The 22,766-nt window shown below is 69.7% G+C and carries 25 protein-coding genes and 1 pseudogene; 19 read left to right on the forward strand and 7 right to left on the reverse strand.

Annotated elements, in window-relative coordinates; genetic code table 11:
* Both ACOADB_RS12920 and ACOADB_RS12925 read left to right on the forward strand, forming a co-directional pair.
* The coding region (locus ACOADB_RS12920) for a hypothetical protein (protein ID WP_378599065.1) at positions 1-267 on the forward strand (267 nt) is incomplete at its 5' end.
* 62 nt (positions 268-329) lie between these two features.
* A complete protein-coding gene (locus ACOADB_RS12925; RefSeq protein ID WP_378599068.1) occupies positions 330-455 on the forward strand; it encodes a hypothetical protein in 126 nt (41 codons plus the stop codon).
* 3 nt (positions 456-458) lie between these two features.
* Here the strand turns inward: ACOADB_RS12925 and ACOADB_RS12930 are convergent, their stop codons facing one another.
* Complete coding sequence (locus tag ACOADB_RS12930) at positions 459-1,475, reverse strand: zinc-binding dehydrogenase (protein WP_378599071.1); 1,017 nt, start codon at positions 1,473-1,475, stop codon at positions 459-461.
* A gap of 90 nt (positions 1,476-1,565) precedes the next feature.
* Between ACOADB_RS12930 and ACOADB_RS12935 the strand changes: the two genes are divergently transcribed.
* The 4 genes from ACOADB_RS12935 (at position 1,566) to ACOADB_RS12950 (ending at position 5,802) form a co-directional block, all read left to right on the forward strand.
* A complete protein-coding gene (locus tag ACOADB_RS12935) occupies positions 1,566-3,107 on the forward strand; it encodes a UDP-N-acetylglucosamine 1-carboxyvinyltransferase (RefSeq protein WP_378599074.1) in 1,542 nt (513 codons plus the stop codon).
* A 13-nt stretch (positions 3,108-3,120) separates the two neighbouring features.
* The gene (locus ACOADB_RS12940) at positions 3,121-3,897 is read left to right on the forward strand and encodes a glycerophosphodiester phosphodiesterase (RefSeq protein ID WP_378599077.1); all 777 of its coding nucleotides are present in this window, start codon (positions 3,121-3,123) and stop codon (positions 3,895-3,897) included.
* Between the two features lie 22 nt (positions 3,898-3,919).
* Complete coding sequence (locus ACOADB_RS12945; RefSeq protein WP_378599080.1) at positions 3,920-5,311, forward strand: MFS transporter; 1,392 nt, start codon at positions 3,920-3,922, stop codon at positions 5,309-5,311.
* A 98-nt stretch (positions 5,312-5,409) separates the two neighbouring features.
* Positions 5,410-5,802, forward strand: coding sequence for an RNA polymerase-binding protein RbpA (locus ACOADB_RS12950; protein ID WP_378599083.1), 393 nt, complete (start codon positions 5,410-5,412; stop codon positions 5,800-5,802).
* 11 nt (positions 5,803-5,813) lie between these two features.
* Here the strand turns inward: ACOADB_RS12950 and ACOADB_RS12955 are convergent, their stop codons facing one another.
* The 4 genes from ACOADB_RS12955 to ACOADB_RS12970 form a co-directional block, all read right to left on the reverse strand.
* A complete protein-coding gene (locus tag ACOADB_RS12955) occupies positions 5,814-6,272 on the reverse strand; it encodes an FxsA family protein (RefSeq protein WP_378599086.1) in 459 nt (152 codons plus the stop codon).
* 30 nt (positions 6,273-6,302) lie between these two features.
* Entirely contained in the window at positions 6,303-7,058 is a 756-nt protein-coding gene (locus ACOADB_RS12960) for a polyprenol monophosphomannose synthase (RefSeq protein ID WP_378599089.1), read from the reverse strand.
* Positions 7,051-8,568 (reverse strand): apolipoprotein N-acyltransferase, encoded by a 1,518-nt coding sequence (lnt, locus tag ACOADB_RS12965; protein ID WP_378599091.1) that lies wholly within the window; start codon positions 8,566-8,568, stop codon positions 7,051-7,053. Before lnt ends, ACOADB_RS12960 begins: the two co-directional genes overlap by 8 nt.
* A gap of 543 nt (positions 8,569-9,111) precedes the next feature.
* Positions 9,112-9,576, reverse strand: coding sequence for an Lrp/AsnC family transcriptional regulator (locus tag ACOADB_RS12970; RefSeq protein ID WP_082574222.1), 465 nt, complete (start codon positions 9,574-9,576; stop codon positions 9,112-9,114).
* Between the two features lie 70 nt (positions 9,577-9,646).
* On the opposite strand from ACOADB_RS12970, the gene ACOADB_RS12975 reads away from it, so the two are divergent.
* From ACOADB_RS12975 to ACOADB_RS13030, 12 genes are all read left to right on the forward strand, one after another.
* The gene (locus ACOADB_RS12975; RefSeq protein WP_378599096.1) at positions 9,647-10,576 is read left to right on the forward strand and encodes a 5'-3' exonuclease; all 930 of its coding nucleotides are present in this window, start codon (positions 9,647-9,649) and stop codon (positions 10,574-10,576) included.
* A 138-nt stretch (positions 10,577-10,714) separates the two neighbouring features.
* The gene (urtA, locus tag ACOADB_RS12980; RefSeq protein WP_378599099.1) at positions 10,715-11,959 is read left to right on the forward strand and encodes an urea ABC transporter substrate-binding protein; all 1,245 of its coding nucleotides are present in this window, start codon (positions 10,715-10,717) and stop codon (positions 11,957-11,959) included.
* Between the two features lie 104 nt (positions 11,960-12,063).
* The gene (gene urtB / locus ACOADB_RS12985; RefSeq protein WP_378599102.1) at positions 12,064-12,948 is read left to right on the forward strand and encodes an urea ABC transporter permease subunit UrtB; all 885 of its coding nucleotides are present in this window, start codon (positions 12,064-12,066) and stop codon (positions 12,946-12,948) included.
* Complete coding sequence (urtC, locus tag ACOADB_RS12990; RefSeq protein WP_378599105.1) at positions 12,945-14,024, forward strand: urea ABC transporter permease subunit UrtC; 1,080 nt, start codon at positions 12,945-12,947, stop codon at positions 14,022-14,024. The genes urtB and urtC overlap by 4 nt, the downstream gene beginning before the upstream one ends.
* On the forward strand, positions 14,021-14,776 hold the full coding sequence (gene urtD, locus ACOADB_RS12995) for an urea ABC transporter ATP-binding protein UrtD (protein WP_378599108.1): 756 nt from the start codon (positions 14,021-14,023) through the stop codon (positions 14,774-14,776). The genes urtC and urtD overlap by 4 nt, the downstream gene beginning before the upstream one ends.
* A complete protein-coding gene (locus ACOADB_RS13000; protein ID WP_378599111.1) occupies positions 14,769-15,449 on the forward strand; it encodes an ATP-binding cassette domain-containing protein in 681 nt (226 codons plus the stop codon). The genes urtD and ACOADB_RS13000 overlap by 8 nt, the downstream gene beginning before the upstream one ends.
* Before the next feature lie 3 nt (positions 15,450-15,452).
* The gene (locus tag ACOADB_RS13005) at positions 15,453-15,755 is read left to right on the forward strand and encodes an urease subunit gamma (RefSeq protein WP_378599114.1); all 303 of its coding nucleotides are present in this window, start codon (positions 15,453-15,455) and stop codon (positions 15,753-15,755) included.
* A gap of 16 nt (positions 15,756-15,771) precedes the next feature.
* Entirely contained in the window at positions 15,772-16,104 is a 333-nt protein-coding gene (ureB, locus tag ACOADB_RS13010; protein ID WP_378599140.1) for an urease subunit beta, read from the forward strand.
* On the forward strand, positions 16,097-17,803 hold the full coding sequence (locus tag ACOADB_RS13015; protein ID WP_378599117.1) for an urease subunit alpha: 1,707 nt from the start codon (positions 16,097-16,099) through the stop codon (positions 17,801-17,803). Before ureB ends, ACOADB_RS13015 begins: the two co-directional genes overlap by 8 nt.
* Positions 17,804-17,810: 7 nt before the next feature.
* Positions 17,811-18,470 (forward strand): urease accessory protein UreF, encoded by a 660-nt coding sequence (locus ACOADB_RS13020; RefSeq protein ID WP_378599120.1) that lies wholly within the window; start codon positions 17,811-17,813, stop codon positions 18,468-18,470.
* On the forward strand, positions 18,463-19,191 hold the full coding sequence (gene ureG / locus ACOADB_RS13025) for an urease accessory protein UreG (protein ID WP_378599123.1): 729 nt from the start codon (positions 18,463-18,465) through the stop codon (positions 19,189-19,191). The genes ACOADB_RS13020 and ureG overlap by 8 nt, the downstream gene beginning before the upstream one ends.
* A gap of 25 nt (positions 19,192-19,216) precedes the next feature.
* Positions 19,217-19,930: an urease accessory protein UreD gene (locus tag ACOADB_RS13030; protein ID WP_378599126.1), complete on the forward strand. Its 714-nt coding sequence runs from the start codon at positions 19,217-19,219 to the stop codon at positions 19,928-19,930.
* Here the strand turns inward: ACOADB_RS13030 and ACOADB_RS13035 are convergent.
* Positions 19,927-21,012, reverse strand: coding sequence for a substrate-binding domain-containing protein (locus ACOADB_RS13035; RefSeq protein ID WP_378599129.1), 1,086 nt, complete (start codon positions 21,010-21,012; stop codon positions 19,927-19,929). The genes ACOADB_RS13030 and ACOADB_RS13035 overlap by 4 nt on opposite strands.
* Positions 21,013-21,185: 173 nt before the next feature.
* Here ACOADB_RS13035 and ACOADB_RS13040 point away from each other — a divergent pair, with 173 nt between their 5' ends.
* Positions 21,186-21,566, forward strand: coding sequence for a MarR family winged helix-turn-helix transcriptional regulator (locus ACOADB_RS13040; RefSeq protein ID WP_378599132.1), 381 nt, complete (start codon positions 21,186-21,188; stop codon positions 21,564-21,566).
* An 18-nt stretch (positions 21,567-21,584) separates the two neighbouring features.
* Here the strand turns inward: ACOADB_RS13040 and ACOADB_RS13045 are convergent.
* Positions 21,585-22,766: pseudogene (locus ACOADB_RS13045) on the reverse strand (RNA helicase); the annotation flags it as partial.

Below are 22,766 nucleotides of genomic sequence, written 5' to 3' on the forward strand. Positions count from 1 at the left end.
GAAGCCGACACGATGTCGTCGCACACCTTCGACCAGACGGCCCGCAAGATCGCGGCACACGAAATGGTCGGGGACCTGGCCACCGCAGGCCTCACCCTCGTGCACCGCTACGGCGCCCGGATCGCGAACGACTTCCTGGCGGACGACCGCCCGAAGCAGGATGCGGAGTACTTCGCCGAGCTCCTCCGGCTCGAGGTGGCGCTGTGCGACCGCGAGCCGTTCCTGCGGATGGGCGGCATGTGGCAACTGGTGGTCGAGAAACCCTGACCGGTCCGTTCCACGGACAGGACATCCGTGATTTGTGATCCAGGTCATGCCACGCTGTGCCCATGAGCGGCCTGGCACTGGTGATCCTTCTCGCGTCCGTCCTTGCAGTCATCGCGTTCATCGCCGTGCTCTTCGGCGTGGTGTTCTTCGCCGGCAAGTCCGGGCGAAAGGCCCAGCAGCGCCACTGACGCTCAGGGCTGGAGCAGCACCTTCACCGCGCGGCGCTCGTCCATGGCGCGGTAGCCGTCGGGCGACTGGTCGAGGGGCAGCGTCAGGTCGAACACCTGGCCCGGGTCGATCTTGCGCTCGACCACGAGGTCCAGCAGGTGCGGGAGGTACTGGCGGACCGGCGCGATGCCCCCGCGCAGGCCGACGTTCTTGGCGAACAGGGTGCCCACGGGCAGGTCGACGCCGTGCGGGACGCCGACGAAGCCGACGCCGCCGCCGGGGCGGGTGACGTTGATGGCGGTGGTCATCGCGTCGTTGGTGCCGACGCACTCGAGGGCGGCGTCGACGCCGATGCCGCCGGAGATCTCCATGACCTCGGCGACGCCCTCCTTGCCGCGCGCCGCGACGACGTGGGTGGCGCCGAAGGCGCGGGCGATGGCCTGCCGCGGTTCGTGGCGTGACATCGCGATGATCTTCTCCGCACCGAGCACGGATGCCGCGAGCACACCGCACAGGCCGACCGCACCGTCACCGACGACGACGACCGTGTCGCCGGCCTTGACGCCTGCGGCGACGGCGGCGTGCCACCCGGTCGGCATCACGTCGCTGAGGGCGAGGATCGAGGCGACCAGGTCGGCGTCCGGAACACCGTTGGTGGAGACCAGGCTGCCGTCGGCCTGGACCACGCGGGCGTACTCCGCCTGGCCGCTGGAGGTCATGCCGAGGTTCACGCAGGCGGACTGGGCGCCGGCGAGGCAGTGGGCGCAGGTGTTGTCGCAGTGGCAGAACGGGACGACGACGAAGTCCCCCGCCTTGAAGGAAGCGACCTCGCTGCCGACCTCCTCGACGATCCCGATGCACTCGTGGCCGATCGTGGACCCCGGACGGATGGGGTTCTCGCCGCGGTACGGCCACAGGTCCGAGCCGCAGATGCAGCCGGCCGTGACCTTGATGATGGCGTCGGTGGGCTTCTTGATCACGGGGTCCGGAACTTCTTCGACCCGAATGTCCCCGGCACCGTGAATCGTCGTCGCGCGCATGGCGTGATCCTGCCACGCCGGCCGAACCCGACGGATGTGACGGTGCGTCGCGGGTACCGGTTATCTCATATATGAGTTACCGTCGTTGGCATGACTTCCGAGGACTCCGGCGACGACTACAAGGGTCGCATCGGCAACCTGATCCGTGACGCGCGCAAGCACCGCGGCCTGACCCAGGCCCAGCTCGCCGATCGGCTCGGGACCAGCCAGAGCGCGATCAACCGCATCGAGAAGGGCCATCAGAACCTGTCCCTGGAGATGCTGGCGCGGATCGGCAGCGCGGTCGATTCCGAGATCGTCGCGGTGGGCGCCGGGCCCACGCACCTGCGGGTCAAGGGACCGACGACGCTGGTCGGCAGCATCGACGTGAAGACCTCCAAGAACGCCGGTGTCGCGCTGCTGTGCGCCTCGCTCCTCAACCGCGGTCGGACCACCCTGCGCAAGGTCGCCCGGATCGAGGAGGTGAACCGCCTGCTCGAGGTGCTCGACAGCCTCGGCGTGCAGACCCGCTGGATCAACGCGGAGAACGACCTCGAGATCATTCCGCCCAAGGAGCTGGACCTCACCAAGATCGACGAGGAGGCCGCCCGCCGGACCCGTTCGGTGATCATGTTCCTCGGCCCGCTGATGCACCGCTCGGAGGACTTCGACCTGCCCTACGCCGGTGGTTGCAACCTCGGCACCCGCACGGTCGAGCCGCACATGTCGGCGCTGCGTCCCTTCGGCCTCGAGGTCAAGGCGACCGACGGCTGGTACCACGCACAGCTCAACCGCGCGATCGTCCCGACCCGCCCGATCGTGCTCACCGAGCGGGGCGACACCGTCACCGAGAACGCCCTCATGGCCGCGGCGCTCCACCCCGGCACCACGGTCATCCGCAACGCGTCCTCGAACTACATGGTCCAGGACCTCTGCTTCTTCCTGCAGGCCCTCGGTGTCCAGGTCGACGGCATCGGTACGACGACCCTGACCGTGACGGGTTGCGAGTCCATCGACGTCGACGTCGACTACTCCCCCAGCGAGGACCCGATCGAGGCCATGTCGCTGCTCGCCGCCGCGATCGTGACCCGCTCGGAGATCACCATCGAGCGCGCGCCGATCGAGTTCCTGGAGATCGAGCTGGCCGTGCTCGAGGAGATGGGGTTCCGCTACACGCTGACCGAGGAGTACCTCGCGGCGAACGGCCGCACCCGGCTGGTGGACATCACCACGCACCCCTCGGACCTGGTCGCTCCCCGCGACAAGATCCACCCGATGCCGTTCCCGGGCCTGAACATCGACAACCTGCCGTTCTTCGCGGTGATCGGTGCCGTGGCCGAGGGCCAGACCTACCTGCACGACTGGGTCTACGACAACCGCGCGATCTACCTCACCGAGCTCAACAAGCTCGGTGGCCGGGTGACCCTCCTGGACCCGCACCGCGTCCAGATCGAGGGTCCGACCTCGTGGACCGGCGCCGAGCTGATCTGCCCGCCGGCGCTGCGGCCCGCGGTCGTCGTACTGCTGGCCATGCTCGCCAGCAAGGGCACGTCGGTCCTGCGCGGCACCTATGTCATCCACCGTGGCTATGAGGACCTTGCCGAGCGACTGAGCTCGCTCGGTGCCGACATCGAAACGTTCCGGGACATCTGACCGGCGGCCGGCGATGTACCTCCAGCCCGGCAAGGTGCTGGCCTTCGCGCACCGCGGCGGGGCCTACCACCCCGAGATCGAGGGCCTCGAGAACACGATGGCGGCCTTCCGGCACGCCGCTGCCCTTGGCTACGCCTACCTCGAGACCGACGTCCACCTGACCGCGGACGGCGTGCTGCTCGCCTTCCACGACGACGTCCTGGACCGGGTCACCGACCAGAAGGGCGCGGTCTGCGAGCTCACGCTCGCCGAGGTCCGCAAGGCCCGGATCGGGGCCCGCGAGGAGGTGCCGACCCTGGTAGACCTCCTCGACGCCTTCCCGACGGCCCGGTTCAACATCGACATCAAGTCGGAGGACGCGGTGGCGCCGTTGGCCGCGCTGGTCCGGGAGCGTGGCCTGTGGGACCGGGTCCTGGTCGGATCGTTCTCCCGCCGCCGGATCACCCGGTTCCGCGCATTGACCGACGGCCGGGTGCCGACGGCCGCCCACCCGTGGCAGATCGTCGCCTTCCGCCTCTCCCCCAGCGCCCGGATCGCGCGCCTCCTGGCCGGCGGAGCCTTCGCTGCCTTCCAGGTCCCGCACCGGCGAGGGCGGCTGACGGTGGTCACCCCGGGATTCGTGCGCCGGGCCCACGCCGCGGGCCATCAGGTGCACGTGTGGACCATCGACGACCGAGCCGAGATGGTCGAGCTCCTCGACCGTGGAGTCGACGGCCTCTTCACGGACCGCACCGACGTGCTCAAGGATGTCCTGCAGGGGCGCGGCCAATGGCTGTCCGTGCCCGACTGAACGTCCGGGGAGGGACAACCACATGAAGCCGACCGACGGGCTTGCGGGCATCGCCGATCTCGCGCCACTGCACCGGGCGAAGGAGCAACGCGCCTGGTTCTTCTACGACTGGGCGAACTCGGCCTTCGCGACCACGATCGCGGGAGTGCTGTTCGCGCCGTACCTGATCTCGATCGCGGAGAAGGCCGCGTGTGGCTTCGTCAGCGAGGACGACCACAAGTGCCGCCAGAGCCTCGAGCTGCTCGGGTTGTCGATCTCGCCGGGGTCGCTGCCGTCGTACGTCATCACCCTGTCCACCGTGCTCGGAGCGCTGCTCTACCCGTTGATCGGCGCCCTCGCCGACCGCACCGCCCGCAAGCCCACGATGCTCGCGGGCTTCGCGTGGACGGGTGCGGCTGCGGCCGGCCTGCTGTTCTTCCTGGTCGACGACAACTGGCTGTTCGGCAGCATCGTGTTCATCGTGGCCAACCTGGCCTTCGGTGCGTCGACCGTCATCAATGACGCGATCCTCCCGATCATCTCGGAGGAGTGGGAACGGGACCGGGTCTCCTCGATCGGCTGGGCCTACGGGTACGCCGGCGGCGGGCTGCTCCTCGCGGTGAACTTCGGGGTGGTGACCTTCCACGACTCCCTGGGGCTGAGCACGGCGACCGCAGTCCGGCTCTGCATGCTGTCCGGAGCCATCTGGTGGGCCGCGTGGACGGTGATCCCGTGGCGCGGCATCAAGCACCACCCGCCTGCCGCCGTCGAACACGTCGAGGGCGGCATCGTCGCGCGCTCGTTCGGCCAGCTGCTCGCGACACTGAAGGACCTGCGCAACTACCCCGTCGCGCTGACCTTCCTGGTCGCCTACCTGTTCTTCAACGACGGCATCCAGACCGTCATCGGGTCGGCGGCGATCTTCGGCGAGAAGGAGCTCGGCTTCGCGACCGGAACCGTGCTCGGCACCTACCTGCTCGTCCAGTTCGTGGCCGTCTTCGGCGCGGTCGGGTTCGGCCGGCTGGCACGCAGCCACGGCGCCAAGAAGGTCATCCTGGGCGGCCTGTGCATCTGGATGGCCATCGTCACGGCTGCGATCTTCATCCCGGACAAGACGCTGTGGCCCTTCCTGCTGCTGGCCGTCGCGATCGGGATCGTCCTCGGTGGCACCCAGGCCCTGGCCCGGTCCTACTTCTCCCTGTTCATCCCCAAGGGCAAGGAAGCGGAGTACTTCAGCCTCTACCACGCGATGGACCGGGGCACATCCTGGTTCGGAACCCTCGCCTTCGGGCTCGTCTACCAGTTCTCCGGTTCCTATCGGCCGGCCATCTTCGCGCTCATCGCGTTCTTCGTGATCGGGGCGCTGCTGCTCCTTCGGGTGGACACGGAGCGGGGCATCCGAGAGGCTGGCAACACCCCACCGCCCGTGATCTGACGTGACGGCGGACACCCGCCCGGTTCGCGAAGGTTGGAACCTTTTACCGGCGGGTAGCGTTGACAGATCAGAGACGAAACACGGGAGGTGGAGTTCTCATGGCTGAGCGGACATTGCGGGGCGCCCGACTGGGGGGCCAGTCGTTCGAGGACGAGCGCGGAATCGAGTTCGCGGCTCGCCAGCAGGTGGGCTATCGCTGCACCCAGGGACACGAGTTCGAGATCACCATGTCGATCGAGGCCGACGTGCCCGCGGTGTGGGAGTGCCCACGCTGTGGCGCCGAGGGCGAGAGCACCTCGGGCATCGAACGCGAGGTGAAGGTCGAGAAGCCCCAGCGCACCCACTGGGACATGCTGCTGGAGCGGCGGTCGGAGAAGGAGCTCGAAGAGATCCTCACCGAGCGCCTGGAGCTGCTGCGCGGCGGCGAGATCGGTCCGGCGCACCTGCACCGGGCCAACGCCCGCAAGCGGAAGGCCGCCACGAAGTCGTGACGGCCTGACCCCTACTCCTCGGGATCAACGACCTCGCCCCGGACCACGTCGCCTCGCGACGGTGTTCCGGGGCTTGTTCGTATCGTGATCCGGTTGACGGCGTACGACGTCAGCAACCCGCGGAACAGCGGGCGGGTGATCGGCAGGATCAGCAGGATGCCGAGGATGTCGGTGACGAATCCCGGGCTCAGCATGAACGCGCCGCCCAGGACCACCAGCACGCCGTCCGCGAGCTCGCGGGCGGGCATCTGACCGGTCTGGAGGCGCGCCTGGAGCGCCTGCCAGGCCCGCCGGCCCTCCCGCTTGATCAGCCAGGCACCGATGATGCTGTCGAGCACCAGCAACAGGATCGTCCACCACGGGCCGATCGCCTGGCCGACCTGGATGAGCACGAAGATCTCCAGGATGGGCATCACGACGAACGCCAGGAACAGCAACAGCGCTGCCCGGCGGCCGCCCCGCCTCACCATGCCGATCCCATGGACGACTTCATGCACACCTCATCGACGTAGCCGCGCCCTCATCTTGTGCCAGCGCTCGCGCAGGCCCCAGGCGGTGATCCGCTTGAGCGACTCGATGGCGACCTGGCCGCTCATCTTCGACTCGCCACGGACTCGCTCGACGAACTCGATCGGGACCTCGCGCACGGTCATCCCGCCGCGCAGGGTGCGGGTGACCATGTCGGTCTGGAAGACGTAGCCGGTCGACTTGACCTCCTGGAGGCGGATCTTCTCCAGGGTGGTGCGCCGGAACAGGCGGTAGCCGGCCGTCGCGTCACGGACCGAGATGCCGAGCAGGAGCCGGACGTAGAGGTTCCCGCCGCGCGACAGCGCCTCGCGCTGCCAGGGCCAGTTGACGACCGACCCGCCGGGAATCCACCGCGAGCCGATGACCAGGTCAGCGTCGGCCAGGCCGTTCAGCAGGCGGTGCAGCTGCTCGGGCTGGTGGGAGCCATCGGCGTCCATCTCGCCGATGACGTCGTACCCCTGGGTGATGGCCCAGTCGAAGCCGGCGAGGTACGCCGCCCCGAGGCCGCCCTTGGCGGTGCGGTGCAGGACGTGGACCTGCGGGTCCTCAGCCGACATCTCGTCGGCGATGCGACCGGTGCCGTCGGGGGATCCGTCGTCGACGACGAGGACGTCGAGAGCCGGCTGGGCGAGACGGAGCCGGCCGACGATCCAGGCGATGTTCTCTGCCTCGTTGAACGTCGGAACGACCATGACGGTGCGGCCCAGGTCTGGGATGTGATCAGGCAACGGTTTCCTCCTCCGTGAACCCGGCCGACTCTTGCCTACGACGGTACGCGAAGACGCCACACACGAGAGCAACAAGGGTCATCACGGTGAACAGCCGGGACGGCCACGCTCCCCAGCGCATCGCGGGGGTCAGATCGGTGCTCAGGCCGACCTCCTCGACGAGGACCGTCGTGGTGCGCGGTTCGGCGGAGGCGACGACCGCGCCGTCGGGAGCGATCACGCCGCTGCGCCCGTTCGTCGACGCAACAGCGAGCCAGCGTCCCGCCTCGATCGCCCGCAACCGGGTGATCGCGAACTGCTGCTCGATCTGGTTGGTGAAGATGAAGCTCGCGTTGCTCGTCTGGACCGTCAGCAGCTCGGCGCCGTCGCGAACCTGGGCGGGCATCACGTCGTCGTACGCGACGTCGAAGCAGATCGCGTCGGCCAGGTCGACGCCGGCGACGCGGAGCGGGGTCTGCCGGGTGCCGCTCTTCATGTCGCGCGAGATCAGGGCGAGCTGCCCGAACTGTGGGTCCCAGTAGCGGCGGAACGGGATGTACTCGCCGTACGGGACCGGGTGCTGCTTGGTGTACCGGTCGCCCGGGCCGCTGACCGGGTCCCACACGATGCCCTGGTTGAGGATGTGCTCCTCGCCGTCGTCGACGATGCCGCCGACGATGACCGGCACCCCGATGGCCGTCACGGCGTCATGGATCCCCCGGTTGACCGGGGCGTCGAGGAACGGGTCCACCGCAGTGGAGTTCTCGGGCCACAGCACGAAGTCGGGCGCCGGCCGGGTGCCGGCAGCGACGTCGGCAGCCAGCTGCAGGGTCGCGTCCACGTGGTTCTGCGTGACGCCGCGGGGATCGAAGAGGATGTCGTTGCCCGGGCCGGGGACATTGCCCTGCACCACAGCCACCGTCGTGGTGCCGGTCTGCCGGACGTCGTACGACAGGACGGCAGGGGTGACCAGAAGGGCGAGGACGCCCACCACGGCCGCGCCACGCGTCCCCCGCTCCCCTGCCCCGGACTCGACGAGATGGGCCAGCAGGAAGCCGGTGAGGGCCAGCAGGAAGGTCAGCCCGGTCATCCCGACGTAGGCCACTGCCGGCGCTGCCGGGGTGTCGACTGCAGCGAACGCCAACCGGCCCCAGGGCAGGCCGCTGAACGGCCAGCCGCCGCGGAAGGTCTCCATCGTCGTCCACGCTGCGGCCAGCCACACCGGCGCGGCCGGAAGGCGGCGCAGGACGGGGACGGCGAGGCCGAGCAGGCCGTAGAAGAGTGCCTCGAAGGCCGAGAGCACCACCCATGCGTCCGGCCCGACCGACGTGCGCATCCATGCGAGGTGGGTGAACATGAAGCCCGCGCCGAACAGCACGCCCAGGACGCCGGAACGGCGCACGGTGAGATCGCGCATCACGAGCGCGAAGCCACCCACGGCGAAGGGCAGCAGCCAGGCAAGCGCGAGCGGTTCGAACGACGCGGCCAGCAGGACCCCGCCGAACACCGCGAAGAAGGAGCGCTGCAGCACGCCGCGAGCCTAGTCGGCACACACGCCCGGCAGCGTGGCGGGAGGCGCCGCCGAAGACTCGCTCGGGCACATCAGGCACGCCCGGCAGTGTGGCGGGAGGCGTACTCCGGCGAGCTTGCTCGCCCGCAGCGTCGCCGAAGACACGCTCGGGCACATCAGGCGCGGAAGGGGCCGGGAGTCCTTCGGGCCATCGCGACTTCCGACTGGCGGTCGGCGCACGCGACGTTGTCTAGGGAGACCCGGACCCTTCCGGTTCGCTCTCGAGGAGCGAACCGACCTCCGCGAACCAATGTCGGGTGGAGTTGGTGCTACTCCCCCGACGACCGGCCACTCGGACGTCGGTCCGCCTGCCACGACCTGCACGAGCGAACGAATCCGTACTCTGGTCAGCCACGCCGTGCCTGTCAACCGCCCGCTGACCTGCACTGATACGTGTTCTCGCAGGTCAGCGCGGGATCAACAGCCCGGAAAAATCTACAAAAAACATCGGAGTGTCCGGCGTGTCGCGGACGGCACGCCGACGGTGCCGTACGGCGGCGAGGCTCAGCCGGAAACCGGGCGGTTCTCGTAGTAGGTCGAGAGCACGATCGTGGTGTGTGTCGAAACGTTCGCAACCGTGCGGATCCGGCCCAGCAGGCCCTCCATCTGGGCGGGCGAGGTGGTGCGCACCTTGAGGATGTAGGACTCCTCGCCGGCGACCGACCAGCAGGACTCGATCTCCGGCATCCCCACCAGGCGCTCGGGGCAGTCGTCGGGCTGGGAAGGGTCGATCGGGCGGATGGCGATGAACGCCGTCAGCGGGAGTCCGATCTCGGCGTAGTTGACCGTCGCTCCGTAGCCGAGGATGAGACCGCGCTGTTCGAGGCGCTTGACGCGCTGGTGCACGGCCGAGGTGGAGAGGCCCGTCGTTCGCCCGAGATCGGTGTAGGACATCCGCCCGTCCTTGGCCAGGAGCTCCAGGATCTGCCGATCGATGACCTCGACCGCTGGGTTGATGCTCTGGCTCACAGGGTCAGACTAGGGCAGGCCGGCCCCGGACCCGTTCACATCTCGTCCCGGGGCCCTAGGCTGGGCCGCGATGACCGAGCGACTGATGCTTCTCGACACCGCCAGCATGTACTTCCGCGCCTACTTCGGGTCGCCCGAGATCCTGGCTCCCGACGGTACGAACGTGAATGCCGTGCGCGGCCTGCTGGGTTACATCTCGAGCCTCGTGGAGCAGTACGAGCCCACCCATCTCGTCTGCTGCTGGGACGACGACTGGCGCCCGCAGTGGCGTGTCGACCTGATCCCGACCTACAAGGCGCACCGCGTCGTCACCGAGGTCGCGGGCGCCCCCGACGTCGAGGAGGTGCCCGACCCGCTCGAGCTGCAGGTCCCGGTCATCCGCGAGGTGCTCGCGGCGTTCGGCATCGCGGTCATCGGTGCTGCGGGCTACGAGGCCGACGACGTGATCGGCACGCTGGCCACCGGCGCGGGCATGCCCGTCGACGCGGTGACCGGCGACCGTGACCTCTTCCAGCTGGTCGACGATGCCGCCGGCGTCCGGATCCTGTACATCGGCAAGGGCGTCGGACGGCACGAGCGCGTCGACGAGGCCTGGGTCCTCGAGAAGTACGGCGTCCGCGCCGACCAGTACGCCGACTTCGCCACGCTGCGCGGCGACGCCTCCGACGGCCTGCCCGGGGTGAAGGGTGTCGGCGACAAGACAGCCGCCTCCCTGCTCCAGAAGTACGGCGACGTCGCCGGCGTCCGCGCGGCGGTCGAGGACCCGGGCAGCGACCTGGGCCCCGGTCCGCGGCTGAAGATCCGGGAGGCGGCGTCGTATCTCGACGTGGCCCCGAAGGTGGTCGCGGTCGCTCGCGACATCGACCTCCCCCGCGGCGACGCCCTTGCCCTGCCTCGTACGCCTGTCGATCCCGACAGGCTGGCGGAGCTCGCGGAGCGGTGGTCACTGGCCTCGCCGGTCGCCCGACTCACAACTGTTCTTTCCGGGACCGCTTCGTAACACCGATTTCATTCCATTTGGTAGTAGTTGGAAATCAGCCCTTCCTAGGTTCATCGTCACCGGGGCCCGACGCCGTGCCCCCTGGCTCCGAGCCTGCAGCCCGAGACTGCAGGCCGATGACCGAGAGGGTTCACCCACGTGTTGCATTCCCGCACCCGCCTTGCGACAGGCACCGTCCTCGCGCTCACCGCAGCGCTCAGCCTGAGCGCCTGTGGTGGCACCAAGTCCGGAGAGAAGAGCGCAGTCGAGAGCTGCGTCGACACCTCCGGTGACACCATCGAACTCGGGTTCCTCAACTCCACCTCCGGCGCGATGGCGATCAGCGAGCAGACCGTTCGCGACTCGCTCTCGATGGCCGCGGAGGAGATCAATGCCGACGGCGGCATCCTCGGCAAGCAGATCAAGTTCGTCGAGGAGGACGGCGCGAGCGATCCCGCGATCTTCGCCGAGAAGATCGAGAAGCTGCTGACCGGCGACTGTGTCGCTGCCGTCTTCGGTGGCTGGACCTCGGCATCGCGCAAGGCGATGCTCCCGGTGGTCGAGGCCAACAACGGCCTGCTGTTCTACCCCGTCCAGTACGAGGGCCTCGAGGCGTCGAAGAACATCTACTACACCGGCGCCACGACCAACCAGCAGATCATCCCGGCCATGGACTTCCTCAAGACCAAGGGCGTCAAGACGTTGTTCCTGGCGGGCTCGGACTACGTGTTCCCCCGGACCGCCAACAAGATCATCAAGCAGTACGCCGCCGAGCTCGGGATCGAGATCGTCGGCGAGGAGTACGTCCCGCTCGATGACGACGACTGGACCACCCAGGTGGCCAAGATCGTTGCGGCCAAGCCGGACTTCGTGTTCAACACGATCAACGGCTCCTCGAACGTCGGCTTCATCAAGGCGTACTACGAGCAGGGCCTGACGGCGGAGAAGACGCCGATCATCTCCGTCTCGATCGCCGAGGAGGAGGCACCGGCGATGGGCAAGGACGTCACCGGTCAGTACGCCGCGTGGAACTACTTCCAGTCCGTGGACAGCCCCGCCAATGCCGCCTTCATCAAGGCGTTCCAGGACAAGTACGGCAAGGATCGTCCGACCTCCGACCCGATGGAGGCGGCGTACACCTCGCTGTACCTCTACAAGAACCTGGTCGAGAAGGCCAAGTCGTTCGACGTCGACAAGATCAACGACTCCGCGGACGGGGTGTCCTTCGACGCACCGGAAGGCACGGTCGTGATCGACGGCGAGAACCACCACATCGCCAAGACAGGACTGATCGGCCAGATCAACGCCGACAACCAGTTCGACGTCGTGTGGGACTCCGAGAAGCCGATCGAGCCTGACCCGTTCCTCAAGGGCTACGCCTGGTGGGACCCGAGCAAGAACTGAACTGAGTCGGTCCACCCCGACCAGTTCATCCTTCACCACCCGGGGTGTCGTACCCACGCGGTACGGCGCCCCGGGGCTCTCCCCCCAGCCAGGAGACCTCCGTCTTGGACGCGTTCACCACTCCCCTGCTCGCCGGCACCGCCACCGGCGCGCTGCTCCTCATCGCCGCCCTCGGCCTGGCCCTCACGTTCGGCCAGATGGGCGTGATCAACATGGCCCACGGCGAGTTCCTCATGGCCGGCGCCTACACGACCTTCCTCACGCAGCAGGTCGTGACCAACACCGACATCTCGATCCTGGTCGCGCTGCCGGCGGCGTTCCTCGTTGCCGGCACCCTCGGGCTGTTGCTCGAGGTCGCGATCATCTCGTGGATGTACCGACGCCCCCTCGACACGCTGCTGGTCACGGTCGGCGTGAGCCTGCTGCTCCAGCAGCTGGCCAAGGACGTCTTCGGTGCGCAGGGCGACCCCGTGCAGACACCGGGATGGCTCGACGGCTTCATCAATGTGTTCGGGTACCACTGGCCGTACCGGCAGATGTTCACGATCCTGCTCGCCGTCGCCGCCCTCGGCGGACTCGGCCTGCTGCTGAAGTACACCGCCTACGGCCGGCAGATCCGGGCGACCGTGCAGAACCGCGATCTCGCCGAGACGATGGGGGTCTCGACCCGCACCACCGACCGGGTCACGTTCTTCGTCGGCTCGGGCCTCGCGGGCGTCGGCGGCGTCGCCGTCTCGCTGATCTCCGGGACGAACCCGAACCTCGGGACGACGTACATCATCTCGGCGTTCCTCGTGGTCGTCGCCGGTGGGCTGGGACAGCTCAAGGGCACCGTGATCGCGGCCTTTGCGGTGGGCATCGTGACCGCGTTCTTCACCGACTGGTTCAGCTCGAGCATGGCGCAGGTGGTCACGTTCGCGCTGGTCGTCATCTTCCTCCAGCTCAAGCCCCAGGGGCTGTTCACCGTGCGCACGAGGGGGCTGGCATGAAGGGCACGCTGCAGAAGTGGGGGCGGACGTGGGGTCCGCTCATCGCCATCGTGCTGGTCGCCGTCGCCCTCCTCGTCATCGCGCCGGCCGTGCTCAGCCCGTTCCGGCTGAACAACCTCGGCAAGTACGTCTGCTGGGCCATCGCCGGCGTCGGCATCGGGCTGGCGTGGGGTCGCGGAGGCATGCTCGTGATGGGCCAGGGCGTCTTCTTCGGCCTCGGCGGGTACGCCATGGCGATGCACCTGAAGCTCGAGGCGGCCATGGCGACCGGGGGGCCGGACGCCGTACCGGACTTCATGGTGTTGTACGGCGACGGGACGATGCCGGGCTGGTGGGAGCCCTTCCGCAGCGGCCCGTTCACGCTCTTCGCGATCGTGGTCGTGCCCGCCGTGGTGGCCGCGATACTCGGGTTCGCGATCTTCAAGCGCAGGGTGAAGGGGGCCTACTTCGCGATCCTGACCCAGGCGCTGGCCGTCGCGTTCGCGACGCTGCTGATCGCCACCATCCAGCAGACCGGCGGGTTCAACGGCCTCAACCAGTTCACGCTGTTCTTCGGCTACAACCTGTACGACCCGGTGAACAAGAAGATGATCTACTCGATCGCCGCTGGCGTGCTCGTCGTGTGCCTGCTCATCGTGTGGCAGCTGTACCGCAGCCGGTTCGGTGAGCTCCTGGTCGCGACCCGCGATGCCGAGGAGCGGGTGCGCTTCCTGGGCCACGACCCGGCCAACATCAAGCTCGCCGCCTTCGTGGTGGCGGCCGTGATGGCGAGCATCGGCGGGGCGCTGTTCACGCCGATCACCGGCATCATCTCGCCGTCGGACGTCGATGCCACGGCCTCGATCTTCCTCATCGCCGGTGTGGCCCTCGGCGGGCGGGCGCTGCTGCTGGGCCCCGCGCTCGGCGCGATCGCCGTGGGATTCGGCCAGACGACGCTGTCGGAGTCCTTCCCCGACCAGTGGACCTACTTCCTCGGCCTGCTGTTCATCATCGTGATCCTGTGCTTCCCCGCGGGCCTCGGCAACGCGTGGTCGCAGGTCACCGCCCGGTTCCGAAAGAGCGAGGTGGCGTCATGAACGACGACTATCTGGAGATCCGCGGCCTCACGGTCGACTTCGACGGCTTCAAGGCGATCGACGGGGTGGACCTGACCCTCCTGCAGGGCCAGCTCCACTTCCTGATCGGTCCGAACGGTGCCGGCAAGACCACGCTGGTCGATGCGGTCACCGGCCTGGTCTCCGCGACCGGGCTCGCGCGGTACCGCCACCAGGACCTGCTGCGGATGAAGTCGCACCGGATCGTGCGTGCGGGCATCGGGCGCACCTTCCAGACGGCTTCGGTGTTCGAGGGGTTGTCGGTGCTGCAGAACCTCGACATCGCCGGCGGCGTCCACCGCTCGGCCTGGGGGATGCTGCGCGCGCGTCGCGGCACGCCGTCGTACGTCGAGGAGGCTCTCGAGACGATCGGCCTGACCGCGCTCCGGGACAAGCCGGCAGGAGTCCTCGCGCACGGTCAGAAGCAGTGGCTCGAGATCGGCATGCTGCTCGTCCAGGACGCCCGGGTGATGCTGCTCGACGAGCCGGTCGCGGGCATGAGTGCCGAGGAGCGGGACGCGACGGGCGAGCTGCTCCGCCGGATCGGGACCGAACGCACCATCGTCGTCATCGAGCACGACATGGACTTCGTCCGGAACTACGCCCAGCTCGTCACGGTGATGCACGCCGGCAAGGTCCTCGCCGAGGGCAGCGTCGCCGAGATCCAGGCCAACGCCCGGGTCCAGGAGGTCTACCTCGGCCGCACCGTCGAAGCGGAGGTCAACCGTGCTTGAGCTGCGTGACGTGACGGCCGGCTACGGCCGGACCCGGGTGCTGGAGAACGTGTCGATCGAGGTCCCCGAGGGTGGTGCGGTGGCCATCATGGGCCACAACGGCGCCGGGAAGACGACCCTGCTCCGGGTCGCGGTGGGGCTGTTGCCCGTGATGAGCGGCCAGGTCCTGCTGGACGGCGAGGACGTGACGCGCCTGCGGCCGAACAAGCGTGTACGACGAGGGGTGGGCTACGTGCCCCAGGGACAGCTCTGCTTCCCGCAGATGACGACGCTGGAGAACCTGCAGCTGGTCAGCACCGACCGGGCCGCGATCGACGGCGTCCTGGGCACGTTCCCCGCCCTGGTGGACCTGCTCCCCCGGCGGGCCGGCCTGCTGTCCGGTGGACAACGCCAGCAGCTGGCCATCGCCCGGACGCTGCTCACGAAGCCCCGGCTGCTGATCCTCGACGAACCGACCGAGGGCATCCAGCCCAATGTCGTCGCCGAGATCGAGGCCGTCATCGCAGACCTGACGCAGCGGGGCGACCTGTCGGTGCTGCTGGTCGAGCAGCACGTCGGCTTCGCCCTGCGGAGCACGGACTCCTACTACGTCCTCGAATCGGGACGGATCACGTCCAGCGGCGTCGGCGGAGCGGGCGCCCTGGAAGCCGTCCGAGCAGCGATGGCGGTCTGAGGCATGCACCTGACTCCGGCCGACACGGAGAAGCTCCTGCTCAGCGTCGCCGGGATGGTCGCGCGTGACCGACTGTCCCGCGGCGTCCGTCTCAACTACCCCGAGTCGGTGGCCCTGCTCTCGTGCTGGGTCATCGAGGAAGCCCGGGCCGGGGCCCGGGTCGCCGACCTGATGGAGCGCGGGCGTGACGTGCTCGCGCGTGACCAGGTGATGGCCGGGGTCGCGGACATGATCCGCGACGTCCAGGTCGAAGCCACCTTCCCGGACGGGCGCAAGCTCGTCACCCTGCACCACCCGATCGCGTGAGGAGACTGCTGTGGGCATCGTGACGGAAGGCCCGGGCGCGACCCGGACCGGCGCCGGGACAGTGGTCCTCAACGGTGACCGGACCCCGGCGCAGCGAGCGGTCCTGGTCTTCACCAACACCGGTGACCGCCCGATCCAGATCGGTTCCCACGTGCACCTCCCCGACGTGAACCCCGCGCTGTCGTTCGACCGCGCTGCCGCGCTCGGGTCCCGGCTCGACATCCCGTCCGGGACATCGCGGCGCTTCGAGCCCGGTGCTTCGCAGGAGGTCGGGATCGTGGCGCTGGGCGGCCTCCGGCGCGTGCCGGGCATCCAGATCAAGTCGGAGGGCGGGTCCGTCGATGGTTGAGATCAGCCGGGCGTCGTACGCAGCCCTGTACGGGCCGACCGTCGGTGACCAGGTCCGCCTCGGCGACACCGACCTGTGGATCGAGGTCGAAAAGGACTACGTGGTCGGTGGCGAGGAGGCCGTCTTCGGCGGTGGCAAGTCGATCCGCGAATCGATGGCGCAGTCCCTTCGCACGTCCGCCGAGGGCGCCCTGGACACCGTCATCACCAATGCGCTGGTCCTCGACCACTGGGGCATCGTGAAGGCCGACGTCGGGATCCGGGCCGGACGCATCGTCGCGCTGGGGCGCTCCGGGAATCCGGACATCGCCGACGGCGTGCACCCGGACCTCGTGATCGGGCCCGGGACCGACGTCATCGCCGGCGAGGGCCGGATCCTGACCGCGGGCGCCATCGACGTCCACGTCCACCTGCTGTCGCGTTCCCAGCTCGTCGAGGCGCTCGCCACCGGGATCACCACGGTCGCGGGAGGCGGCACCGGACCGTCGGAGGGCTCCAAGGCCACCACGGTCACGCCCGGCGCCTGGCACCTCGCCGCCGTGCACCGCGCGCTCGACACGGTCCCGATCAACGTCCTGCTCTACGGCAAGGGCAACACGGTGAGCGCCGCCGGGCTCGCCGAGCAGGCGCTGGGAGGTGCGGCCGGCTACAAGGTCCACGAGGACTGGGGTTCGACCCCCGCGGCCATCGACGCCTCGCTCCGGGCCGCCGACGAGTTCGGCCTCCAGGTGGCGCTGCACTCCGACAGCCTCAACGAGGCGGGGTACGTCGAGTCGACCGTCGGCGCGATCGCCGGTCGCGGCATCCACGCGTTCCATGCCGAGGGCGCTGGGGGCGGCCACGCGCCGGACATCCTCACGGTGGCCTCGCTTGCCCACATCATCCCGGGGTCGACGAACCCGACGCTCCCGCACACGGTCAACACGGTCGCCGAGCACCTCGACATGCTGATGGTCTGCCACCACCTGAACCCGCAGGTGCCGGAGGACCTGGCCTTCGCGGAGTCGCGGATCCGGGCCACCACCATCGCTGCCGAGGACCTGCTGCACGACATCGGTGCCCTGTCGATCACCTCCTCCGATGCGCAGGCCATGGGGCGCATCGGCGAGGTCATCTGCCGGACCTGGCAGGTCGCGCACGTGATGAAGCGCCAGTTCGGCAGTCACGCCGATCTCGGTGGCGGGGCGGCGGACAACCTCCGGGCCAAGCGGTACGTCGCGAAGTACACGATCAATCCCGCGATCGCCCACGGCATCGACCACGAGGTGGGATCGGTCGAGGCCGGAAAGCTGGCGGACCTCGTGCTGTGGGACCCGCGCTTCTTCGGGATCAGGCCTGACGTGGTGATGAAGTCGGGAGCGCTCGTGTGGGGCGCGCTCGGCGATCCGAACGCGTCGATCCCGACGCCCCAGCCGGTCCTGATGCGGCCGACCCTCGTGGACGACGGCAGCGCCTACGGAGTCAGCTTCGTGGCTCCGGCCGCGCTGACCGACGGGTTGGCGGACCGGCTGGGGCTGCGACGCCGGCTGGCCGCCGTACAACCGACCCGGGAGGTGACCAAGGCGTCGATGGTCAACAACTCCGCGCTCCCACGGATCGACATCGACCCGGAGACCTTCGCCATCGACGTGGACGGTGAACGTGTCGTGCCGGCCCCGGCCGAGGAGCTGCCGCTGGCGCAGCTCTACTCGATGTTCTGAGCCGCCGATGCCGCACCCCGAGCTCCTGATGCTGCTGCTGGCCGACGCGCGCCTGCCGGTGGCGGGACACACGCAGTCGGGCACGCTCGAAGGCGCCCTGGCCCACGGCCTGGACCCGGCCGACGTACCCGGCTACCTGCGGAGTCGGTTGCTCGGCGTGACCCGGGTCGAGGCGGGCACCGCGGTGGCAGCACGACACGCTGTGCTGACCGGCGCGGCCCTGGCGGACGTCGACGCAGCGTGGGCTGCCCGGACAGTCTCCCCGGCCCTTCGTGACGCGGCCCGGCTGCAGGGTCAGGCGCTGCTGCGCCTGGCGGCGCGGGTCTGGCCGGAGTCGAGTCCCTCCGTCGGGAGCGTCCCGCGACCGGGACGGTCGACCGTGCTGGGCTCGCTGGCGGCCCATCTCGACATCGGAGCGGCGTCGCTCGCGCGCCTGGTCGCGTACGACGACGTGCAGACCGTCTGTGCAGCCGCGCTGAAGCTCGTGCCGCTCGACCCGGTGGTGGTGACCGGTTGGGTGCACGACGCGCTGGCCGGTGTCGACGACGTGGTCGATGCCGTTGTCGACGTCCGCACGCCGGACCAGGTCCCCGCTGTTGCTTCACCCCAGATCGAGGCGTGGGCACAGGCCCATGCCGGTTCCTCAAGGAGGTTGTTCCGTGCCTGAACTCGCCGCTCTCCCCCATCCGGCCCGGCCATTGCGGCTCGGCGTCTGCGGTCCGGTGGGCACCGGGAAGAGCTCGCTGATCGCACTCCTGTGCCGGGAGCTGGCCGAGCGCCTCGAGCTCGGGGTGGTCACGAACGACATCTACACCGACGAGGACGCCCGCTTCCTGCGGTCGGCCGGTGTGCTGGCAGCCGACCGGATCCGCGCCGTGGAGACCGGCGCGTGCCCGCACACGGCGATCAGGGACGACATCAGCGCGAACCTGATGATGGTCGAGGACCTCGAGTTCGACTACCCGGGGCTGGACGTGGTGCTGATCGAGTCCGGTGGCGACAACCTCACCGCGACCTTCTCCCCGGCGCTGGTCGACGTCCAGATCTTCGTGCTCGACGTCGCCGGTGGGGGCGACGTGGCGCGCAAGGGCGGACCGGGCATCGAACGCGCCGACCTGCTCGTCGTCAACAAGACCGACCTGGCGCCGTACGTCGGGGTCGACGTGGTGCAGATGCTGGCCGATGCGACCGCGGCCCGCCACGAACGTCCCGTCATCGGGTTGTCCCGCACCGACCGGACCAGCATCGATGCGCTCGTGGCGTGGCTCGACGGTGTGCGCGCGCACCACCTGTCCGGCGCGCTGGTGCCGATCGACCCGGGCCCGATGGCGGCTCACTCCCACGGGCACTCCCACGCACCTGCGCACGGGCATGCTCACGAGCACTGAGCGATCGGCGCGAACTCGCATCCGCGTGAGTCGCGGCGAGGGTGAGGCGCGCTGCCGGGTGCGCAGCGCGGTGACCGTGTCCGACCCGACCGCCGCATCGATCCGGCCGATGGTCGTCGACCACGACCGGAACGGCGCCCGGGTCTCCCTGGTGCCCGAGGGGGCGCTGCTGCTGGCCGGCGACGCCATCGAGATCGACGTGACGGTCGACGCGGGCGCTCGCCTGGACCTGATCGAGCCCGGCGGGACGGTCGCCTTCGACATGCGCGGTGGTACGGCGTCCTGTTCGGTGCTCATCACGCTGGGCCCGGGTGCGGCGCTGACCTGGGCGGGCGAGCCGTTCGTGGTCTCGGCCGGGGCGGACGTGCAACGACGGACCGTCGCACGCCTCGCCGCCGGCGCCACGCTGCTCCTGCGGGAGTCGCTGGTCCTCGGGCGGTACGGCGAGGCGCCGGGCACCATCAGGCAGCGGACCGAGGTCACGCGCGACCGCACTCCGCTGCTGGTCGAGGACCTGCCCCTCGACGCCACCACGACGCCGGCGCTGCTGGGCGGCCACCGGGTGGTCTCCTCGGTGCTGGCGGTCGGTGGCTCCACGCCGGTGGCGGGACCTGCCGGGGACCGGTTCGACCTCGACCAGGGCGGCACCCTGTGGCGGCGCCTGGGCGTCCACGCCCACGAGGCCGGCCTCCCGGAGGCGTGGCACACGGCGGTGCGCTGCCAGGGAGCGAGGTCCTAGTGGGCGCGCGCGATCTGCTGCTCGATGCGGAAGCCGAGGCCGTCGGCCGCCGCGAGGTAGACGTCCTGGTCGAGCAGGTTGCCGTCGAGGCGCATCAGGCCGCGCGGACTGGCGTAGAAGTGACCCGACTCCAGGCTCGACAGGGCCCGGACGTCGAGCGAGCCGCACACCTCGCCGACGCGGGCGAGGAAGTACAGGGCCTCGTAGCAGGACTCCCCCACCGCGTTCAGCGCCGGCGCCCAGCGTCCCCAGCGGGCGTAGTAGGCGCGCGCCAGCTCGGTGCTCTCCGCGGTACCGAGGCCGTCGAAGTACGCCGCTGCTGCGTACAGCCCGTGGTTGGCGCCGGCACCGCCGGCCAGCAGGGTGTTCTCCTCGACCGCCGGGCTCAGCCGCGGCAGGTCCACCGACAGGCCGGACCGGGCGAACTGGCGGTTGAAGTGCACCGCGTCCTGGCCCATCAGGAGCATGATCACGCCGTCGATCGGCTGCCGGGCCAGGTCCGACAGCACGGTGCTGAAGTCGCTGGTCCCGAGCGGCACGTAGGTCTCGCTGACGATCTCCGACGGGGTGTCCTCGAGCGCGATCCGCGCGGTGGTGCCGGTGACGCGAGGGAACACGTAGTCGTTGCCCACGATCGCCCAGCGCCCCACCCCGAGCTCCTCGCGCATCCAGTGCGCGGCCGGCAGCAGCTGGTTGATCGGACGCTCGCCGATCATGAACACGCCCGGTGTGGCGTCGCCGCCCTCGTGCATCGCGGCGAACGCGTAGACCACCCGGCCACCGACGCGCGCCGTGATCGCCTGGCGCACTGCCGAGATGTGCCAGCCAGCCACCGCCTGGACGCGCCCGCCGTCGACCAGGCGACCGACCTCGTCCGCCACGAGAGCGGGTTCGCGGCCACCGTCGACGACGACGAGCTCGACCTGCCGCCCCGCAATCCCGCGACGCGCGTTGAGCTGCTCGACCGCGAGCTCGCCGCAGGCCAGGCAGGAGGGTCCGTAGATGCCCGTCGTTCCCTGGAGGGGTACGACGAAGGCGACCGACAGGACGTCGCTGCTCGGGTCGCGGGGCAGGTCGGGCACGGGCCCTCCGTGCGGGACGTGGGCTGCCTCGGCCGGCGACGTTGCGGGCACGTGGTGCAACCGGAATTGCTGTGGCAATGCCTACGATAGAGCCGACTCCGCGGCGTAGCGGCGTCGTTAACGCGATTGTCACGAATCTGTCTCAAGGCACCGCCAGCGCGAAGGAGACCGCCGTGGGCCGGGTCATCACGCACCACCGGGTCTCCTCGAGCATCGCGGTCCAGGTGCGCCAGGTCGAGGCGACGGTTCGTGATGCCCTCCAGCCGCTTCTCGACGAGCACGGCCTGACGCTCGAGCACTGGCGGATCATCGCGGTCATCGACGACGAGCCGGGTCTGGGGATGAGCGAGGTCGCCGTCGCGGCTGTCGTACCCGCAGCCAGTCTCACCCGGCACATGGACCGCCTCGTGGAGCGCGGCCTGGTGGTGCGCCGGGCCGACCCGGAGGACGGGCGGCGAGCCGTCGTGGCGTTGTCGCCGCGAGGTCAGGCCTACGCAGCCCGGTTGCGCGCCGTCGAGCAGTCCCTGACGCTGCCCGGGGCCCCGGTCGACTGAGCTGCCGGTCGGGCCTGCTCAGCCGCCGGCGACGATGCCGCGGCGCAGCAGCTTCACCAGGTCGCGGGCGGTGTCCCGCACCGGTGTCCCGGCCGCGGCGTTGGCGATCTGGCCCGCGAAGTCGATCAGCTGCTTCATCTGGCGCACGAAGTCGCCCGCCGTCTGGTCGTTGCGGGTGATCACCTCGTCGAGGTCCTGGCCGCCGGCCCAGCGGTACGCGGTCCAGGCGAAGCCCGGGTCGGGCCTGCGCAGGAAGTCCAGGCGATGGGTGCGCTCGAGCTGCTCGAGGTCGGACCACAGTCGGGTCATCGCATCGATGGCCTCCGAGATGGCGCCGCCGGGCACGTTGCCCGGACCGTCCTCGGGACGACGGGCCTCGTAGACGAGCGAGGAGAGCACCGCCCCCAGCTGCTGGGGCGTGAGGCCGTCCCACAGGCCCAGGCGGAGGGACTCGGCGGCGACGAGGTCGAGGTCGGAGTAGATCCGCATCAGGGCGCGGCCGCGCTCGGTGACGGCGTCCTCCTCGAGGTAGCCGAGGGCCGTCAGGACCTCGCACACGCGGTCGAACGTCCGGGCGACCGTGTTGGTGCGCCGCTCGATGCGTTCGGACAGCATCTGCGCGTCCTTGCCGAGCTTGGCGTGGCGCTCGGCCCAGCGGGCGTGGTCCTCGCGGTCGTCGCACCCGTGACACGGGTGGGAGCGGATCTGCTCGCGGATCTCGGCGATCTGGCGCGCGACACCTTCGTCGACCGGGCCGCGCTCCGGCCGGGGGCGCGTCACGGACGCGGGCAGTGCTCGCACCGCGGCGCGGACCGCTTGCGCGATGTCCTTGCGCTGCTGGGGGTTGCGCGTGTCGACCCGCTTGGGCAGCCGGATCTTCGCGACCGGTTCGACGGGCACCGGGAAGTCGATCATCGCGAGCCGGCGGCCCTGGCGCTCGGCGGTGATGACCAGCGGGCGGTGACCCTGCTCGGACAGTCCGGGCTCCACGATCACAGCGGGCCCGGCGAACTTGCCGACGGGCACCACGATCACGTCGCCGGGGACGAGCTGCTCGAGGGAGGCAGCCGCCTCGTTGCGGCGGTCGTGTCGTCGTACCTTGCTGGACTGCTTCTCCAGCTCGGAGATCTGCTGGCGCAGGCCGGCGTACTCCATGTAGTCGCCGAGGTGGCAGTGCGCGGACTCGGCATAGCCCTCCAG

The organism is Nocardioides sp. CPCC 206348 (genome assembly GCF_048654705.1).
GTDB lineage: Bacteria > Actinomycetota > Actinomycetes > Propionibacteriales > Nocardioidaceae > Nocardioides.